The following is a 19,019-nucleotide window of genomic DNA, read 5'->3' on the forward strand; positions in this document are numbered from 1 at the left end:
TTGATATGGCCGCAGCGAAACCTTCTCAATTGTCGCTGATCGAAGTCACGTCGCTGGGCGTGGGCACGATGATCGGCGCGGGAATATTTGCGCTGTTTGGCGAGATTTCGACACTTGCGGGCGGGTATGCCTGGGCTGCTTTTCTGGCGGCGGGTGTGATCTCGGGATTGGCGGGCTATTCCTATTTCAGCTTGTCGAAAATTTCGAAGACCAATGGCGGGATCGCGGAATATCTGACGCGGGGCTGGAACGGCGGGCTGACGGGGTCGGTGATTTCGCTGTGCTATTTTCTGTCCATCGCGATCGTGCTGGGATTGGTGGCGAAGTCTTTCGCGCACTACTCGGTGCAGGTGTTCGGACTGAGCAACGCGATGACCGACCCGCTCGCGATTGCGATTATGGTGGTGTTTTTGCTGGTGAATGCCGCAGGCATCAAGTTCATGGGCATCTCCGAGAAGATCCTCGTGATCGCCAAGTTGGTCGTTTTAGTGGGCTTTACCGTCATCGCCTTCACCCATTTCAACGCCTCGGTCTATAGCGGAAATCAGGGCACGGTGGCCTTTGATTTCGGGAAATTCGTCAATGCGGTTGCGCTGGCGAACCTGTCGTTTGCGGGATTTGCGGTGATTGCCAATGCTGGGGGCAGCGTGCGCGCGGGTGCGGACACGATTGGGCGCGCGATCTTCATAGCGATTGCTGTGGTGGCACTGGTCTATGTCTCGCTCGATATCGCGGTGTTTGGCTCGATCTCACTGGATACGATCGAGACCGCCAAGAACTACGCCTTGGCCGAGGCTGCACGGCCAGTCTTGGGGCAGGCGGGGTTCGTGGTGCTGGGGCTGACAGCGATCATTTCAACGATGACCAATATCAACGCCAATACCTTTTCGGCTGCCAATACGATTTCCTATATGGGATCGGCCGGGCAGCTCAGCCCCAAACTCTCCAAGCGGCTGTTTTTGCGCCAAGGCAATATCGCGATGATCCTGACCGTAGTGATCGTGATGGCGATGATCTTGACCCTTGATCTGGGCCAGATCGGCGATGTTGCGAGCCTGACCTTCTTGCTGGTGCACAGCTTTATTCCGCTGGGCAATGTGCTCAATCAGCGGCAAAGGACGGGGGCCAATCCGGTGTTGCTGTGGCTGGCGGTGATTGGCAATGGCGGGTTGGGGCTGTTTTTCATCTATCACCTCTTTGGTGGGCATGATCTGGAACTGCTGGTCTTTGCCGGGGTCGTGCTATTTGCGCTGGTGTTTGAGGTGATCAATACCCGTATCTTTGGCTCGAAAGCGGCGTGAAGCCGGGCATATGTCCGCCGCGCAAAGACCCGTCCAACGAGTGGCGAGAGGGCGTGTTCCTGCACGCGCTCTCACGCTTGTTAAGGCCTTTGTGACAGCAAGCTGCGACAGTTGGTCACGAGAGGTTCACGCATCATAACGTATCCGTGAACGTAGAATTGCGGTAAGTTATGATCTCCAGCCAAAGACCAAACCTATCGGAGAGCTGATGAGACAGACCGCATTGTGTATTACGGCACTCGTCTCGGCCGTAATGATGGGCCAGCTACCTGCGTATGCGCAGCAAGCCGCACCCGAGGAGGAGACACCCGCAATCGGTGCGCAATCACGCCCCGCTGGATCGGCCCCCGCCCATATGAGCGACCCGGTTTCCGACAGTACGGCGGATCATTCGAAATTCATGAAGCTCAAGGGGCCCTTTGCCTCGGGCTCTCAGGTCACCGAGGCTTGTTTGTCGTGCCACACTGAGGCGGGCAATCAGGTGATGCATTCGGTGCATTGGAAATGGGAATATCAGAACGAAAAGACCGGGCAATTGCTGGGAAAAGCGCATGAGATGAACGCGTTTTGTGGCAATGTCGCGTCTAATGAGGTGCGCTGTACCTCTTGTCACACCGGCTATGGCTGGACCGATATTCGTGCGCAGATGCCCGATGATCCGACCAAGGTGGATTGTCTGGTCTGTCATGACAAATCGGGCCAATACACCAAGCAAGATAACTTGGCGGGCGAGCCTCCGCTGGAACCCGTCGCGGCGGGCGCGAAAACCATCACCGGCGAGCCCGCCTGGCCCGTTGATCTGGCCGAGGCGGCGCAATCTGTCGGGCCACCTCCGGGGCGCGACAATTGCGGCAATTGCCACTTTTACGGCGGTGGCGGCGATAACGTGAAGCATGGCGATCTGAGTTCGGTGCTGTTCAACCCGCCGCTGGATGTCGATGTGCATATGTCCCCCGATGGCGGCAATTTCGCCTGCGCAACCTGCCACGTTTCGGACAAGCATGTGTTTGAGGGCTCGCGTTATCAGACCGATGTGGTCGATCCCCATCCCGACCGGATGGCCGGAAGCGCCCATGATGCGGCGGCGTGCCAGTCCTGCCACACGGACACCCCGCATAAGGGCCCGAACGCGTTGATCGCAGCCAAGCTGAATGATCACACCGATACGCTGGCTTGCCAGACTTGTCATATCCCCAGCTTTGCGCGCGGTGGCGTCGCGACCAAAACCAAGTGGGACTGGTCGACGGCGGGCAAGCTCAAAGATGGTAAACCCTATTCGGAAGAGAATTACGTTCAATCCGATGGCAAGCATCTGCATACCTATCTGACGATCAAGGGCAATTTCGAATATGGTGAGAATGTCGTGCCGGTCTATGCTTGGTCCAACGGCGTCATGACCTACACGTTGCCCGAGGAGAAAATCGACCCCTCCAAGGTTGTCGAGATCAACAAGATCGGCGGCACGCCGGGGGCTGCGGATAGCCGGATTTTCCCCTTCAAGCGTCTTGATGGCTCGCAAGCCTATGACAAGCAACGCGAAGTCTTGCTCTATAACCATGTCTATGGCCCGGGGGATGGCACGGCGCTGTGGCAATATTACGATTGGAAGAAATCGCTTCAGGCCGGGATGGACTATGTCGGCGCGGAATATTCGGGCGATTTCGGCTTTGTCGATACCTACATGTATTGGCCCATCACCCATATGGTCGCGCCAAAGGAAGACGCCGTGCAATGCGAAAGCTGCCACGCGAAAGATGGCCGGATGGCGAATATCGCAGGGATTTATGTGCCCGGCGCGGAGATCAATCTGGGCGGTAAAATTGGCCTAGCGGTCTTTTTGATGGCCTTGCTGGGGGCGCTAGGCCATGGCTTGCTGCGCGTGATCAGCCGCTCCAAAGGAAAAGGGGATCATCATGGCTGAACATTGCGTTAAGGTCTATTCGCGGTTCAACCGGCTGTGGCACTGGTCGCAGGTTGTCTCGATCATGCTGCTGTTCTTCACTGGGGCTCGGTTGTTGGGGCTGCATCAGTTGGGTCCGTTCGGCCTTGCGGTGATGGTGCACACGGTCGTGGCGCTGGCCTTGCTGGTGCTTTGGGCTTTTGCCTCGTTCTGGCTGTTCACTACGGGCGGCTGGCGGCAGTTCGTGCCGCGGCTTTCGGGGATGTGGCAAGTCTCGCGCTTTTACGCCTATGGTGTCTTCAAGGGGGAAAAGCATCCCTATAAGAAAAGCTTTGAACATCGACATAACCCACTTCAGGCTGCCTCTTATTTTGTGCTGAAGATGGCGTTGTTCCCGGCGATCTGGAGCTCGGGCTTGGCGTATCTCAGCTATGGCTTTTGGGATCATCTTGATGGCGGGAGCTTTTTCCTCCAGATCATCGCGAACTTCCACGTTCTTGCGGCTTTCGCGATTGCAAGCTTTGTGGTGATCCATGTCTATCTGCTCACCATCGGTGGCTTCCGCCACCATGTGCGCCCGATGGTAACGGGGTATGAGCAGGTCGACCTGACTCCCGAGGCAGAGGCTTATTTCCGTCAAACCGGGCGCGTCATCGACTGACATGGCGGCTTCTGATCCAACGCAAAAGGGCCTCTGGAAACAGGGACCCTTCTTCATGGTATGGTGTGTGGCTTGGCGTCTGTCGGAGCCTCCGGCGGGAGTATTTCTGGCTAGATGAAATGGGGGAGTGCGGCTGTGGCTGTCGCGAGTGATACGCCGGCTTAAACGCCGCCTTCTGCTGCAAGTCCGGGCGCGGGCGCAAAAGAAAAAGCGCCGCAAAAGCGACGCTATTTTCAGATCAATGTGTCATATTCTAAGGGTTTAGGCGCCCCAAGTGCGCACCGGGCCGCAATCCATATGCACGAAATTCGAGCGCGAATATTTGCCGACGCCGCCCGCGTGGCAGGCAGACGCGGCACGATACATCTGGCTGACCGAACGCGACTTGAGCCGCAGGTCGGTGGCCTGGCCTTGCATATGCAGCGAGTGTTTCGCCACGCCCTTGGAATGCGAACGCAACATCGCGTTGGTCTTGGGCGAGCGGTATCCCGAAAGCAAGAGATAGGGCTCGTTGATATCCATCAGGTTATGCGCTGCGGCTGCGATATCAATCGTGCGCGCGTCGATGGTTTTGAGCTGATTGGTGCGCCAGTCGCGCGCAAAATAGGTCACTTCTTTCAGGGCCTCGGGAATATATTCCCCTTCGATCCAATAAATCGTATCGAGGCTCTCACCGGTGCGCCCGTTATACATTCGAATGCGTCGGATATCGCCGGCACCTTTAAGAAGACCAAATGCGCTGCTCATCGTCGGCGCTGCGGTTACCATGGTCGCAGCGAAAGCGCCCAATAGTCCGCGCCGGGAGATCGTCGTCATGCTCACTGTCCTGTCGTTGCCTGTCCTTCGTTTCCACCCTGTTCGTCGGGTGACTAACGAAAGCTTAAACCCAAACTTCGCCACTGTTATGGCATAGACCGTTGGGGCGATAAAGAATCGAATTGTCGAACACGCGCACGTGACTAAAAATCGGCAGGAACCCGCCTGTTAGCGCCAAGATTCTGGCTGTTGCGCGGGTGCATCTTTCGATTGATACGCGCCGCTTTCGCGCAGTTTTGACAAAGCTTTTCTGGACTCGTCCACCTTAATTTGAAACATCGGTAGTGGGTTTTCTGGTGTTGGGACAAGTTTTATGGGGTTCGGTTTGCGCGGTGTCGCTCTTGCGGCAACAGTCTCGGGGATAGCGTTTGGCGCGCTCGCTCAGGGCACGGCCCAGATCGCGGCCCAAGGAGCAATGTCTCCGATCAGCGGAATTGAGTTGAGCGGTTTCACCCAAGCGATCGCCGAAGCGGCTGCCTTTGACCCCGCGCTTGCCGCGTTTTACGCCGCGCGCGATTACCGCCCGATCTGGACCTCCGCTGATGACGCGCCGCGCCGCGCCGCGCTGTTTTCCGCGCTCGATGTCTCGGGAATGCAGGGCTTGCCGCAGGCGCATTACGATCCCGAAGGGCTGCGTGCGCGGTTTGGCGCAGTGCAATCGGAACGCCAGCGGGGCTTGTTAGAGGTCGCCCTCAGCCGCGTGTTTCTCGACTATGCCCATGATGTTTCCCATGGCGTTCTGGATCCGTCCAAAGTGCTGCCCGATATCAAGCGCGAGCCGATGCGCGCCGATCCACAGGCCCGCTTGACGGCCTTTGCCACGAGCGCCAATCCGGCGCTGTTCCTGCGCGCGCTGACGCCGAAAATGCCCCAATATGCGCAGCTTTTGAAAGATAAGCTCGACCTGCAAGAGCAACTGGCAGAGGGCGGGTGGGGGCCGCGCGTTTCGGCGAAAAAATTGCAACCCGGAGACACGGGCCTTGCGGTGATTGCGCTGCGCGACCGGTTGCAAAAGATGGGCTATCTTGGGCGTTCGGCCACGGCTGTCTATGACGCCGCCATCCAAAAAGCGGTGCAAGCCTACCAGGCCGATCAGGGGCTGACGCCCGACGGTGTGGTGGGGCCGGGCACGCTGGAAGAGATCAACCAATCGCCTGAAGATCGCATGAAGTCGATCCTTGTCGCGCTGGAACGCTTGCGCTGGATGAACGGGCTCGATTTTTCTGGGCGCTATGTCTGGGTGAATATCCCTGATTTCTCGGTGCGCGTTGTGGATAACGGCAAGACAATATTCCGCTCGGTCACGGTGGTGGGGCAGAATAACCCCGATCGGCGCACGCCCGAGTTTTCCGACGAGATGGAGCGGCTGGTGATCAACCCCGCTTGGCATGTGCCCCGCTCGATCGTGACCAAAGAATATCTGCCGATGATGCAGCGCAATCCCAACGCGGCGGGGCAACTGGATTTGATCGACTCGCGGGGGCGTGTCGTGCCGCGTTCGGCGGTGAATTTTGCCGCCTATAGTGCGAGCAACTTCCCCTTTGCGATGAAACAGCCGCCCTCCAACCGCAACGCACTGGGGTTGGTGAAATTCCTGTTTCCCAACAAATGGAACATCTACCTGCACGATACGCCGTCAAAATCGCTGTTCGAAAAAGAGAGCCGCGCCTTTAGTCATGGCTGCATTCGGGTAGGGCAACCCTTTGATCTGGCGTATGTTTTGCTGGGTGCGCAAAGTGACGATCCGCGCGCGGAATTCAAGCGTATCCTGAATACCGGGCGCGAGACCACGGTGCCTTTGAAACAGCCCGTGCCAGTGCATCTGGTCTATTTCACGGCCTTTCCAACGCCCACCGGCCATGTGGAATATCGCCGCGATGTCTATGGCCGGGATGCGGCGCTTTTCGCGGCCTTGCAACGGGCTGGGGTGGAATTGCCCGGATCGAAGGGTTAAATCTAGCGCGACGGGTGTCAAGCAGGCCCGCCGCTAAGGTTTGACCCGACAAAAGGACCGCTCTCATGTCGCAGACAATCGCGCAGATCGCGCAGGCGCTTGAGGCCGAGGCCGTGGGCGATTTGAGCCTTGTGGTGCATAGCGCCTCGGAACCCGCAAGCGCGCGAGCCGATCAGATCGCTTTGGCAATGAACCCGAAATATGGCGAAGGTCTGGGGCAGGGCCATGCACAGGCTGCGATCTTGTGGCAGGGGGCAGATTGGCAAAGCTACGGGTTGAAGGCTGCGATATTCGTGACGCGCCCGCGGCTGGCCATGGCGGGGCTGTCGCGCGCCTTTGATCCGGGCCCCGAGATTGCGCCGGGCATCCACCCAAGTGCGATAATTGATGAAAGTGCTGTGATCGGGTCGGGCGCGGCGATTGGACCGTTCACGGTGATCGGGCGCGATGTGGTGATCGGGGCGAATGTGCGCATCGCCAGCCATGTCAGCATCGCGCAAGGTGCCCAGATCGGCAGCGATGCGCTGATTTTGGAGCAGGTGCATATCGGCGCACGTGTGGTGATTGGTGAGCGCTTCATCTGCCAACCCGGTGCGCGGATCGGGGCGGATGGGTTTTCCTTTGTCACGCCCGAGCCGTCGATGGTTGAAGAAGCGCGCGCAAGCCTTGGTAAACACGCTGAAATTCGAGATCAATCTTGGGTGCGTATCCATTCCCTCGGCACGGTCGAAATCGGTGATGATGTCGAGGTTGGCGCGAACTCTTGCATTGATCGCGGCACGGTGCGCGCGACGAAAATCGGGGCGGGCACCAAGCTCGATAACCTCGTGCATGTTGCCCATAACGTACAGGTCGGGCGTGATTGCCTGCTATGCGCGCAGGTCGGGATTGCGGGCTCGACCTCGATCGGGGATCGCGTGGTGCTGGCCGGGCAGGTCGGCGTGTCGGACAATATCTTCATCGGTGATGACGTGATTACCGGGGGCGGCACGGATGTTTTCACCAATGTGCCCTCGGGGCGCGTGGTCTGGGGCAGCCCGGCGGTCAAGATGGAAACTCAGGTCGAAATCAACAAATCGCTGCGTCGATTGCCCAGATTGTTTGCGCAAGTCAAAGAACTTCGGGAAACTGTTACGCGACTCACGCAAAAAGGGGGCGATACGTAGCAGAGCATGAGGTCTAAGGTGCACGATCAGGTTTTCGCCATCATCGCCCAAGAAGCGCATCGCGCGCCCGAAGAGTTGCGCGCCGAGATGACGCTGGAGGAATTGGGGCTCGACAGTCTTGGACTGGTCGAGGTGATCTTCGCCATTGAAGAGCGATTTGACATCACCGTCCCCTTCAACGCCAATGAGACCGCGCAAGAGCAGTTCGATATTACCTCGGTCGGCGCGATTGTGCGCGCGGTCGAAAAGCTGGTCGCCGGAGACACGCCCTCAGCGGCGGTCGCGTGATGCACCGCGTTGTCATCACCGGGGCGGGCACGATCAACGCGCTGGCCGAGGGGGTGGGCGCGACACAGGCCGCGATGGCGGCGGGGCGATCAGGCATCGGGGCGCTGCAATTCAGCGATGTTGAGCGGTTGAGCGTGCAGATCGGCGCGCAGATCCACGGCTTTGCCCCTGAGGATCGCTTCGAACTGGGCAAGCTCGCGCTGTATGATGCGTTCACGCAATATGCGCTGGTTGCAGGGGCCGAGGCGATGGCGCAGGCGGGGCTGGAAAACGCCCCCGATCCTGCGCGCTGGGGCTGTATCATCGGCTCGGCTGGCGGTGGGCATGGCACCGCCAATGACGCCTATCGCGCGGTGTATGCGCAGGGCAAGAACCGGGTGCATCCGCTGACCGTGCCCAAGCTGATGGCCAATGCCGCCCCGGCCCATCTTGCGATCCGCTACCACCTGCAAGGCCCCGGTTTTGCGGTGGCGACGGCCTGTGCGAGTTCCAATCACGCGATTGGGCTCGCATTTCAGATGGTGCGCTCGGGTATGGTCGAGGGCATGCTGGCGGGCGGCGCCGAGGCAATGCTGAATTTCGGCGGGCTCAAGGCGTGGGAGGGGCTGCGCGTGATGTCGCCCGATGGCTGTCGCCCGTTTTCCGCGGATCGCAATGGCATGGTGCAGGGCGAAGGCGCGGGCGTTTTCGTGCTGGAGACGCTCGAGGGGGCGCTTGCGCGCGGTGCGACGCCGCTGGCCGAGATCGCGGGATTTGCGATGAATTGCGATGCCAGCGATATCGTGATGCCCGATCAGGACAGTGCGGCGCGCGCGATTGCGGGAGCGCTGAGTGATGCCGGGATGGCCCCCGACGAGGTCGGCTATATCAACGCCCATGGCACGGGCACAGCCGCCAATGACCGGATCGAGACCGCCGCAATCCGGCAGGTGTTTGGGGCGGTGGCTGATCATGTGGCGGTCAGCGCGACCAAGGCGATGCACGGCCATTGCATCGGGGCGACGGGCGCGGTGGAGCTGGTGGCCTGTTTGATGGCGCTGCGCGCGGGGGTGATCGCGCCCACAATCAACTACTCAACGCCTGATCCCGCCTGTGATCTTGATGTTGTGCCCAATGTCGCGCGCCATGTTCAGGTGGGGGCGGTCTTGTCCAACGCCTTTGCCTTTGGCGGCTTCAACGCGGTGCTCGCCCTGCGCGCAATATAAAAACGCCGCGCGGGCAAGGCGCGGCGTTCTTATTATTTATCAGCCACTTGTGCAGCGATCTTAACGCAGATTACTTGACTGCGCCGGTCTCTGCATTGGATTTCACAACCGCATCATAGGCATTGGTGAATCCTTTGAGCGAGATGTCCGCCGTGACCTTTTGGTTCGGAGAGGCTAGCGGCACGATGGTGATCGTCGCCTTGCTGCCCTTCTTGTAGGCGTCCAGTTCGGCTTGCGTCAGACCGATGCGGGCAAAGCAACCCATCGGCTGGCAGAACGTGTAGGGATAGACCCGGGGCGCGCTGGTATCGACCTGAATCGTCAGGTTTTGCGTCAGCAGCGTATCCATCGGCACCATGATCGTAGCGCCAGCAACGGCCTTGCCCCCAGAGGGCAGACCGAACAGCGAAATATCTGCGACATTGCCGCCATTCGCATCCTTGATCACCTGATACATCTGGCAGGGATCCTTGCCATCTTTCGTCTTGATGCACTGCATTTCCCAGTCATCGTAGGTGGCTTTGACGTAGGTATTATTCTCGGGTTGCTGCGGCTCGGCCGGGGTTGCGGCGGGCGCTGCCGGGGTCGTTGCATCGGCAGCGGGTGCCGTTGCATCGCTCGCCGGTGCTGCAGGGGCCGGGGTTGCGGCCGGAGCTGCAGGGGCAGCCGGAACTGCAGGTGTGGTATCTTGTGCATAAGCGCCTTGCGCCATACCCAGCGCCAGCGCCAGAACGAGCGGCTTCGTCAGTTGAGACATGGTTACTCTTCTCCTGAACATCATTGCGACAGGGTTTACCATGCTCTTTCAGGCATGTCAGGGCCAATCTGGCACTTTCAGATCACGGATAAGCGCGCAGCAGCCGATCACGTGAAAACGGGGCGGATCGCAGCCGCGCGGGGCACGAAATATCGAAAGGGGCCACATTGGACCCCTTCCTTTGTTCCCCCTGTCGGACTGGCCGACTTCATTATTGAACCTGACGCTATTGCGGAAATTTTCACAGGTCAACAGGCAATTGTGATCAAGGTTGAGCGAGGGATGCGCCCCGAATGCTGTCTGCGAAGCCTTTGGCGCATATGAAAAAAAGACCGCGCCAAAAGGGCGCGGCCAAGTCTGACAGGGAGGAAGTCCACGATCCCAAAAAGAAGCTTGGGGAGGGGACAGGAACAGACTGGCGCAGAAGGGTTAATTTAGTATTGTCAAGGCGACGGAATTTGGCGGAGGCGGTGGATATGACGGGTGTTTTGACCGAAGACGGGGTGTTCGTGGGCGGTGGCGGCGAAGGCTATGGCGAGGCGCAACAGCTGACCCTGAAATATGGCAACCGTCACGGGTTGATCGCGGGCGCGACGGGCACGGGCAAAACGGTCACGCTGCAAGTTCTCGCAGAAGGCTTTTCCAGCGCGGGCGTGCCAGTCTTCATGGCCGATGTGAAGGGCGATCTGTCGGGGATCGCGGCGGCGGGCTCGGAAACGGGCAAGCTGCACAAACCTTTCATGGAGCGCGCCGCGACCATCGGATTTGACTTGAACTATCGCAGCTATCCCACTGTTTTCTGGGATATGTTTGGCAAAAAAGGCCATCCGGTACGCACCACGGTTTCCGAAATGGGGCCGCTGTTGCTGAGCCGTCTTTTGGGGCTGAACGATACGCAGGAAGGTGCGCTGAACATCGCCTTCCATCTGGCGGATAAAGAGGGTCTGGCGCTGCTGGATCTGGATGATCTGCGCGCGATGCTGCGCTATGTCGGCGAGCAGGCCAAAGAGATTGCGCTGGAATATGGCAATGTCGATGTGCGCTCGGTCGGGGCGATTCAGCGTCAGCTTTTGGTGCTGGAAAACCAAGGCGGCGATCAGTTCTTTGGCGAGCCAGCGCTGGAACTGAGCGATCTGATCCGCACTGATTCCAATGGCATGGGCCAGATCAACCTTCTGGCCGCCGATCAATTGATGGCCAGCCCGCAGCTTTATGCGACGTTCCTGCTGTGGCTGCTTTCGGAATTGTTCGAGGAACTGCCCGAGGTCGGTAATCCCGACAAGCCCAAGCTGGTCTTCTTCTTTGACGAGGCACATCTGCTGTTTGACGACGCGCCCAAAGCGATGGTGGATAAGGTGGAACAGGTCGCGCGCCTGATCCGCTCCAAGGGGGTTGGGGTGTATTTCATCACGCAGAACCCGACCGATGTGCCCGATGGTATTTTGTCGCAACTGGGCAATCGGGTGCAGCACGCTTTGCGCGCCTTCACCGCGCGCGATCAACGCGATCTGCGCCGCGCGGCGGAAAATTATCGCACCAACCCACGCTTCGACACAGAAATCGCGATCAAAGAGGTTGGTACCGGCGAGGCCGTGACTTCATTTCTGCAAAACAAAGGCGTGCCAGGCATGGTCGAGCGCACCTTGGTGCGCCCGCCGCAATCGCGTCTTGGCCCGCTCACCGATGCCGAACGGGCCGATATGATGGCCAATTCCGGTTTCGGGGCGAAATACGACACGCCGGTGGATCGCGACTCGGCGCAGGAAATTCTGGCGCGCCGGGCGGATGCTGCGGCGAAAGAGGCCGCTGACGCAGAGGCCAAAGAGGCGGCAGCGAAAGCGGGGGCGGAGGGCAAGCTTGAAGACAGCTTTGCCGAGTTCAACAACGCGCGCCGTTATGAGCCTGCGAGCCAAGCCAAGCCGCGCAAAAAGACGACACGATCAAGCCGGTCCGATTCGGTCGTCGCGACCTTTGGCAAGTCGCTGGCGCGCCAACTGGGCACCAAAACCGGTCAGGCGCTGGTGCGCGGTGTGCTGGGATCGCTGTTTAAATCGCGCTAGCGTTCAGGCGGTATCGGCGTCGCGCGCCAGCAAGCGCGCCTCGCCCATCACCGCGATCAACAGATCAATGTGGTGGGTCAGGCTGTAGCTGGCCTCACCCGCGCGGCGCAGCGCGTCTTGCTCTGTCTCAATCTCGATCAGCTGCGAAAGGGCCGCCGTGGGGCGGGGCAGGACGGGCACGCGCAACAGCCGCTTGAGATCGCGTTTGCGGTTATACTCCTGCGCGCCAAAGCGGGCCGCGCGCACCAGCAATTGCGGGCGGCGCAACGCAGCGAGGCTTTGGTGCAGATCGGGGATGAGCGGGGTGAGAATGGGCGCGGTCATGGCGATCTCCTGTGACTGATGCGATCCACCTATACTCAACCTATACGGGTGTTGCGTGTGGGCCAGTTGCACCGTGCGCCATGCAAAGCTTTGTTTAGGAAGTTTAAGGAATTCTTGCTCTCGCCCGATTTATTAACGAACGGGTAACCAAAGCAACCCACGGTTGTATGCAACAGACCCGCCGGGTAACACCGGTTCCATCTGGGGGAGCACATGAATTCGATCGCACCAGTCTTGGCGGATTTACCCGCCTGGCTGCCTGACCATGCCCGGCTTTACCTGCGCCATGTGGAGCAGGGCGTGCCGATCCGGGCGCTTGCTAGGGCCGAAGGGTGCGCCGCCTCGACCATTCTGCGCCGCGTGCGCCGGATCGAGGCTCGGCGGGATGATCCGCTGGTCGATGAAGCATTGGCAACGCTGGGCCGCACGGCCGGTATCGGCGCCGCCAATGAGCCTGCCGCCCCACATACCACCGTCCTTGATAAGGACGAAACGCCCATGACTGCCCCTTTTCGCCCCAGTGAAATCCCTGCTGACGAAGCTGCCTTGATGCGTGAGGCAAAGCGCATCTTGCGCCGCCTGTGCGAACCCGCTGCGCTATTGATCGTTGCCGCTGACATGGACAAATCGGTCGTTTTGCGCGGCACGGTGCGCACCGCCGTGTTGGAACGCGCCGTCGCGCAGGCGTTTGCGCTGAAGGACTGGATCGAGGTGGCCCATGCGGGCCGTGTCACCAGCTATCGGGTGACGCAGGCGGGGCGTGCGGCGCTCAAGCGGTTATTGGAACAAGATCAACCGGTTGGCGGTGAAAGCGAAGACGGCGCGCAGCCCTTTGGGGCGCAGCATCGCAGCTTTGAGGCGCGTGAGGGTGTTGCGCCCGATGGGGCGCGCCGCCGGATGCGGATCAATTTGGCCGAAAGCCCTTTGGGGGTGTTGGCACGCCGCCGTGACAAGGATGGCGAGCCCTTTCTCAGTGCCGAATTGGTCGCCGCCGGAGAGCAGCTTCGTGAGGATTTCGAACTGGCGCAGATGGGGCCGCGCGTTGGCCAGAACTGGGAGCGTTTCCTGACCGGAGGCGGTGGGCGCGGGCAATATCGCCCTGATCTGACACAGGGCGGTGGTGGCTCGGAGCGCGCACGCGAACGCGTCGGGTTGGCGCTGCGCGATCTGGGGCCGGGGCTGGGCGATATGGCGCTGCGCTGTTGCTGCTTTCTCGAAGGTTTGGAGGCGGCCGAAAAGCGCCTTGGATGGTCTGCGCGGTCAGGCAAGATTGTGCTGCGCATCGCGCTACAGCGGCTCAAACAGCATTATGACGAGACCTATGGCGGGGCGAGCCCGATGATCGGGTGACGCCGGGCGCGCGGGGCAAGCGCGAGGGGCGCTGCCCCGCTGGCTGCGCCAGCCCCCGGAGTATTTCTGGCTAGATGAAACGAGGGAGACGGCGCGCGCGGCGCAAATTGCGTGATCTGCGCCGCGTGCAGTGCCGCCTTGCACCAAGCTGCATTTGCATCGCGCCCGCAATCGGCCTATGTCAAAGCGAACCTGCAATCGCAAAGGGACGTCCTATGCGCGATCTCAAGATGCCCGGCGAACGCCATCCCGAAAAGGCGCATCGCACCAGCAATGCTCAGCCGAAGAAACCTGACTGGATCCGCGTCAAGGCGCCGGTCTCTGAGGGCTATAAGAAAACCCGCGAGATTTTGAAGACCAACAAGCTGGTTACGGTCTGCGAAGAGGCGGGTTGTCCCAATGTCGGTGAATGTTGGAGCCAGGGTCACGCCACGATGATGATCATGGGCGAGATCTGTACGCGCGGCTGTTCGTTCTGCAACGTTGCCACGGGGCGCCCTGATGCGCTTGATACATTCGAGCCGGGGCGAGTGGCCCATGCGGTGCAGACGCTGGGTCTGAAGCATGTGGTGATCACCAGTGTGGATCGCGACGATCTGGACGATGGCGGGGCAGAGCATTTCGCCCAGACGATTCGCGCCGTGCGCCATCGTGCGCCCGACACCACGATCGAAATCCTGACCCCCGATTTCCTGAAATGTGCGCCCGAAGCGTTGGAAAAGGTGGTCGAGGCGCGCCCGGATGTGTTCAACCACAATCTGGAAACCGTGCCGGGCCTCTATCCCGGTGTGCGCCCCGGCGCGCGCTATTTCCACTCTTTGCGGCTGTTGCAGCGGGTTAAGGAACTGGACCCGGCGATGTTCACCAAATCGGGGATCATGGTGGGCTTGGGCGAAGAGGCCCATGAGGTGCGTCAGGTGATGGATGACATGCGCTCGGCCGATGTCGATTTCCTCACCATCGGGCAATATCTACAGCCCACGCCGAAACACCATGCGGTTGAACGGTTTATCACCCCTGATGAGTTCAAGAGCTACGAGAAAGCGGCCTTTGGCAAAGGGTTCTTGATGGTTTCGGCGACGCCGCTGACGCGCTCTAGCTATCATGCGGGCGATGATTTCGCGCGGATGCGTGACAATCGGATGGCAAAGCTCGGGCGGGTATAAACGCTGTGAGGGACCCAGCTTGCGCCGGCCCGCGTTAGGGGCTGCACTACTGTCTGAAAGGTCCCTCGATGCAGCGTTTTCATTGTCCCGCCTGTGCCAGCGAAATCTGGTTTCATAACACCGATTGCCTGCAATGCGGGGCGGGCCTGCTTTGGCGTCCCGAAGCAGGCGGCGGGGCGTTTGTGCAAACCGGGCCGGATCACGCAACCTGTGCCAATCGCGCAGTCATCCGGTGCAACTGGGAGGCCATGGCGGGGCAACGGCTGTGCCGCTCGTGTCGTCATACCACAGTCGTGCCGGATCTGAGCGTGCCGGGCAATGACGTGAAATGGGCGCGGTTTGAAACCGATAAACGTGCGCTTTTGGCATTGCTTGGGGCGCTGGGATTGCCGCTTGGCGATGCCGAGGGCGCGCCCAGCCCGCGCTTTGAGTTTCGCGCCGATCCGATGGATCCAAGGGCGCCTCGGGTGCTGACGGGGCATGCCGATGGGGTGATTACGCTCAATATTGCCGAGGCCGATGATGCCGAGCGCGAGCGTATTCGCAGCGAGATGGGCGAACCCTACCGATCTTTGCCGGGCCATCTGCGCCACGAGGTTGCGCATCATTTCTGGCAGGTTTTGGTGCAAAACGATCCCCAGCGATTGCAGGACATCCGCGCTGTCTTTGGCGATGATCGCGCCGATTACCGCGAGGCATTGGCTGCGCATTACCGCAATGGCCCGCGCCGCGACTGGGCGCAGTTCTATGTCTCGGCCTATGCCTCGTCGCACCCGTGGGAGGATTTCGCCGAAAGCTGGGCGCATGTGCTGCATTTGCTTGATGGGATCGAGACAGCGACCGCCTATGGCTTGCTCGGCCCCACGGGGCTGCCGAGCAACGCGGGCGCTTTGCTGGGGGTGCCAATGAAGCGCCTTGCCGGGCCTTGGATCGACCTGTCGATTGCGCTGAATGCAGTCAATGCCGCGATGGGCCATTCCAGCTTTTACCCCTTCGTGCTGCGCCCCCCGGTGATTGCCAAGCTCGAAGCGATCCGCGCGCTGATTTCACAGGCCGGGCAGGGCACTGGGGGGCTTTGAGCCCATTTCAAGATCACGACAGATCACAGGCATGCGAGAGGGCTGCGACAAACTGGCCGTTTGCGTGGACGGGGGCTGAGCGCGGGCTATCCCCATCTTAGCGGCGCCGTTCGGGTGACCGTTATCGCCCTTATCGCGATATCTGCCCTCTTCTTCGGACGCTAAAAATGGAACGCACATTCGCCGATCTTATGGCGCGCCTTGATTTCGCGCTGATTACCAGTCTCCACATCATTTACCCGCCTTTGACGATTGGCTTGTCGCTGCTGATTTTCTTTGCGGAATGGCGCTGGCTGCGCACCGATCAAGAGAAATGGTATCGTCTGACGCGGTTCTTCGAAAAACTTTTCATCATCAATTTTGGCGCAGGCGTGGCGACTGGGGTCACGATGGAATTGGCCTTTGGCATTTTGTTTGGACCTTTCTCGACCGCAGCCGGGCCGGTCTTCGGCCATCTTCTTGGGTTCGAGACGATCACGGCGTTCATGTATGAGGCTGGTTTTGTCGGGCTGATGATTTTTGGCTGGCACAAGATCGGGCGCGGGATGCACCTGTTTGCGACGTTCAACGTGGCGGTGGCCTCGTTCCTGTCGGCGTTCTGGATCATCGCGGCCAATAGCTGGATGCAAAGCCCGGCGGGCGTGAAAATGGTCGGCGGCCAGTTTTTGGTGAGCGATTGGGTGCAGATCATCTTTAACCCTGACTCGATGACGGCGATTCCTCATATGATCATTGCCTGTCTCGAATTGAGCCTGTTTTTCGTGGCCGCCGTTTCGGCGTGGCAGTTGCTCAAGCAGCGCCATGTGTCGGTCTTTGCCCCGGCATTGCGCGCGGGTTTGCCGGTTTTGCTGATTGCAGCGGCAGGGCAAATCTGGATCGGGGACAGCCTTGGGCGCACCGTGGCCGAGGAACAACCCGCCGCGCTGGCCGCGATGGAGGGCCATTTCAAAACCGACAATGCCGATGGCACGCCCAATACGTCCTGGAACGTGGTGATGTGGCCCAATGCCGACAATTCGGGCACCAAATGGGCGCTGCCGATTCCGCATGTTCTCAGCCTGCTCGAAGATCATAAATGGGTCAGTCGTGTGCCCGGTCTCGATCAATTCAAAGCCGAAAATCGCCCCCCCATCCTAGTGCCGTTCTATTCGTTCCGCGTGATGGTTGCGATTGGTGTCGCGCTGTTTGGCGTGGCCCTTTGGGGGGTGTGGCTGTGGGGGCGCGGGCGGCTGGCCAATCGCAAAATCACCGATTTTGAGAACCGCTGGTTCCTGCGCGCCGTGGTTGTCTCAGCCTTCTTGCCCTATCTCGCGATCTGGACGGGGTGGTGGACGCGCGAAGTCGCGCGCCAGCCCTGGATCGTTTACGGCATGATGACGGTGAGCGAGGGGCGCTCGCAAATCAGCTCTGCCGGAGAGATCGCGTGGTTCGTTTGTTTCTCGATCTTTGGCTTTGGGGTGCTGATCTCGACGGCGTATTTCCTGTTCAAGGTGATCGCAAAAGGCCCCGATATGAGCGCCAAAATCCCGCGTGAAAACGAAGAGGACCACCAACCGCTGGGCACTCTGCCCCCCATCGAAACCGCGGCGCAAGGCCAGTGAGGAGCGATAAAATGAAAATTTTCCAGATGTTAAAGACGCTTCTTGTCGCGCTCTCGGTGCTGATCAGCCTTGCTGGCCTGCCTGCCTTGGCGCAGGAAAATGTCCCCGTCGGACATGAGGGCGCGCCCAGCGTCAAGGGCACGCAAGCCAATGAGCTGCCCGGTTCGGGTGGCTTCTGGAGTGCGCAATCGCAAACCGGCTCGGTGCCGCTGTCGTTTCACCAGTTGCGCGACAAGGTGCAGGCCGATGACCCCGCCCTCAGCGCCGGACAAAAGCACGAATTGCTGCGCAACGCCTTGTACGAGCATAATATTCTCGCGCTCGCTTGGGCTGTGGCGCTGGCGCTGAGTGTCACGATTTATCTGATCCTCGACGGGGCAGACCTGGGCGCGGGGATCATCTCGTTGTTTTATGGCAATGATCAGACGCGCGGGGCGATCATGGCCTCGATGGCGGGGACGTGGGATGCCAATGAGACTTGGCTCGTGGTGGCCGGGGGGATCTTGTTTGGCGGGTTTCCCTTCATCTATGGCTCGGTGTTTCACTATCTGATGTTGCCGCTGATGGTGCTGCTTTTGGGGATCATGCTGCGCGCGGTCTCGTTGGAATTTCACCATCACGCAGCGCGCTCGCAGCGGTTTTGGGGCTTGGGCTTTGCCGTGGGCTCGCTGGTTGTGGCCTTTCTGATCGGGGCGGCGGGTGGCGCAGTGCTGGACGGGGTGCAACTGACGCCGCGCACGGTGACCTATGCGGGGGGCGGCACGGTGCTGACCTTCACAGGCGGTCTGTTTGACTTCATCAGCCCGTTTTCCATCTGGACCGGGATTGTCGGGGTAATCACCTCGGTCTTTGCTGGGGCGCTGTATCTGCGCGCGCGCTTTGTCCATGACAGCCCGGTGCGCGCAGATATGAAAGACTGGGTGAATGGCAGCTTTATCGTGCTGGTGATTGCCTCGGTGATCACGCTGGGCTGGATCTGGCTGCGCTTTCCTTGGGCGGCGCAGAAATGGACGGGCCCGTGGATCTGGGGCTGGGGGGTGATTGCGGTCTGGGTCTTGTATGCGCTGTGGAACATCTGGGACGCGACGCGCCGCGAGCGCGATCTTGCCGCGATGGTGTGGTATGCGGTGATGACGGCCTCGTCGCTGGGGGCGATGGCGCTGACGGTTTACCCTTGGCTCGTGCCGGGGACATGGACGGTTTATGATGCTGCCGATCCGTCGCTGTCTTTGGTCGGGTTTACGGTGGCGATGGGTGGGTTCATCCCGGTCATCCTGATCTATAATTGGTATCAGATCTGGGTGTTTCGCGACCGGCTATCGGCCTTGGGCACATACGATCATCACTGACGTTTACGCGGCCTCAAGGGGACTTGGGGCCGCGTTTTCTTG

16 protein-coding genes are annotated in these 19,019 nt (G+C 60.1%); 13 read left to right on the forward strand and 3 right to left on the reverse strand.

Going from position 1 to position 19,019, the window contains the following annotated elements; translation table 11 throughout:
* The first annotated feature begins 5 nt into the window (after window positions 1-5).
* The 3 genes from AB4874_RS09055 to AB4874_RS09065 all read left to right on the forward strand — a co-directional run bounded on the left by AB4874_RS09055 (window position 6) and on the right by AB4874_RS09065 (window position 3,862).
* The gene (locus AB4874_RS09055) at window positions 6-1,301 is read left to right on the forward strand and encodes an APC family permease (protein WP_368391740.1); all 1,296 of its coding nucleotides are present in this window, start codon (window positions 6-8) and stop codon (window positions 1,299-1,301) included.
* Window positions 1,302-1,509: 208 nt separating this feature from the next.
* A complete protein-coding gene (locus tag AB4874_RS09060) occupies window positions 1,510-3,222 on the forward strand; it encodes a tetrathionate reductase family octaheme c-type cytochrome (RefSeq protein WP_368391741.1) in 1,713 nt (570 codons plus the stop codon).
* The gene (locus AB4874_RS09065; protein ID WP_368391742.1) at window positions 3,215-3,862 is read left to right on the forward strand and encodes a cytochrome b/b6 domain-containing protein; all 648 of its coding nucleotides are present in this window, start codon (window positions 3,215-3,217) and stop codon (window positions 3,860-3,862) included. Before AB4874_RS09060 ends, AB4874_RS09065 begins: the two co-directional genes overlap by 8 nt.
* Before the next feature lie 261 nt (window positions 3,863-4,123).
* Here the strand turns inward: AB4874_RS09065 and mepK are convergent, their stop codons facing one another.
* Window positions 4,124-4,678, reverse strand: coding sequence for a peptidoglycan L,D-endopeptidase MepK (gene mepK / locus AB4874_RS09070; RefSeq protein WP_295537222.1), 555 nt, complete (start codon window positions 4,676-4,678; stop codon window positions 4,124-4,126).
* A gap of 313 nt (window positions 4,679-4,991) precedes the next feature.
* Between mepK and AB4874_RS09075 the strand changes: the two genes are divergently transcribed.
* The 4 genes from AB4874_RS09075 (at window position 4,992) to AB4874_RS09090 (ending at window position 9,291) form a co-directional block, all read left to right on the forward strand.
* Window positions 4,992-6,632: a L,D-transpeptidase family protein gene (locus tag AB4874_RS09075; protein WP_368391743.1), complete on the forward strand. Its 1,641-nt coding sequence runs from the start codon at window positions 4,992-4,994 to the stop codon at window positions 6,630-6,632.
* Window positions 6,633-6,697: 65 nt separating this feature from the next.
* On the forward strand, window positions 6,698-7,798 hold the full coding sequence (gene lpxD / locus AB4874_RS09080; RefSeq protein ID WP_295533321.1) for a UDP-3-O-(3-hydroxymyristoyl)glucosamine N-acyltransferase: 1,101 nt from the start codon (window positions 6,698-6,700) through the stop codon (window positions 7,796-7,798).
* 6 nt (window positions 7,799-7,804) lie between these two features.
* Window positions 7,805-8,086, forward strand: coding sequence for an acyl carrier protein (locus AB4874_RS09085; RefSeq protein WP_295533319.1), 282 nt, complete (start codon window positions 7,805-7,807; stop codon window positions 8,084-8,086).
* The gene (locus tag AB4874_RS09090; RefSeq protein ID WP_368391744.1) at window positions 8,086-9,291 is read left to right on the forward strand and encodes a beta-ketoacyl-[acyl-carrier-protein] synthase family protein; all 1,206 of its coding nucleotides are present in this window, start codon (window positions 8,086-8,088) and stop codon (window positions 9,289-9,291) included. Before AB4874_RS09085 ends, AB4874_RS09090 begins: the two co-directional genes overlap by 1 nt.
* A gap of 70 nt (window positions 9,292-9,361) precedes the next feature.
* On the opposite strand, the gene AB4874_RS09095 is transcribed toward AB4874_RS09090, so the two are convergent.
* Entirely contained in the window at window positions 9,362-10,048 is a 687-nt protein-coding gene (locus AB4874_RS09095; protein ID WP_368391745.1) for an invasion associated locus B family protein, read from the reverse strand.
* 476 nt (window positions 10,049-10,524) lie between these two features.
* Between AB4874_RS09095 and AB4874_RS09100 the strand changes: the two genes are divergently transcribed.
* Window positions 10,525-12,108, forward strand: a complete 1,584-nt coding sequence (locus tag AB4874_RS09100; RefSeq protein ID WP_368391746.1) for a helicase HerA-like domain-containing protein — start codon at window positions 10,525-10,527, stop codon at window positions 12,106-12,108.
* 3 nt (window positions 12,109-12,111) lie between these two features.
* Here AB4874_RS09100 and AB4874_RS09105 read toward each other — a convergent pair whose 3' ends face one another.
* Window positions 12,112-12,432 carry a DUF6477 family protein gene (locus AB4874_RS09105; RefSeq protein WP_368391747.1) on the reverse strand — a complete coding sequence of 107 codons (321 nt, stop codon included), beginning with the start codon at window positions 12,430-12,432 and terminating at the stop codon, window positions 12,112-12,114.
* 213 nt (window positions 12,433-12,645) lie between these two features.
* Between AB4874_RS09105 and AB4874_RS09110 the strand changes: the two genes are divergently transcribed.
* From AB4874_RS09110 to AB4874_RS09130, 5 genes are all read left to right on the forward strand, one after another.
* Window positions 12,646-13,782 carry a DUF6456 domain-containing protein gene (locus AB4874_RS09110; RefSeq protein WP_295533310.1) on the forward strand — a complete coding sequence of 379 codons (1,137 nt, stop codon included), beginning with the start codon at window positions 12,646-12,648 and terminating at the stop codon, window positions 13,780-13,782.
* A 215-nt stretch (window positions 13,783-13,997) separates the two neighbouring features.
* Window positions 13,998-14,948, forward strand: coding sequence for a lipoyl synthase (gene lipA / locus AB4874_RS09115; protein WP_295533308.1), 951 nt, complete (start codon window positions 13,998-14,000; stop codon window positions 14,946-14,948).
* A gap of 68 nt (window positions 14,949-15,016) precedes the next feature.
* Entirely contained in the window at window positions 15,017-16,027 is a 1,011-nt protein-coding gene (locus AB4874_RS09120) for a zinc-binding metallopeptidase family protein (protein ID WP_368391748.1), read from the forward strand.
* Between the two features lie 167 nt (window positions 16,028-16,194).
* A complete protein-coding gene (locus tag AB4874_RS09125; RefSeq protein WP_368391749.1) occupies window positions 16,195-17,628 on the forward strand; it encodes a cytochrome ubiquinol oxidase subunit I in 1,434 nt (477 codons plus the stop codon).
* 11 nt (window positions 17,629-17,639) lie between these two features.
* On the forward strand, window positions 17,640-18,977 hold the full coding sequence (locus tag AB4874_RS09130; RefSeq protein WP_368391750.1) for a cytochrome d ubiquinol oxidase subunit II: 1,338 nt from the start codon (window positions 17,640-17,642) through the stop codon (window positions 18,975-18,977).
* Window positions 18,978-19,019 lie beyond the last annotated feature (42 nt).

The organism is Thioclava arctica, from assembly GCF_040892615.1.
Lineage (GTDB): Bacteria > Pseudomonadota > Alphaproteobacteria > Rhodobacterales > Rhodobacteraceae > Thioclava > Thioclava arctica.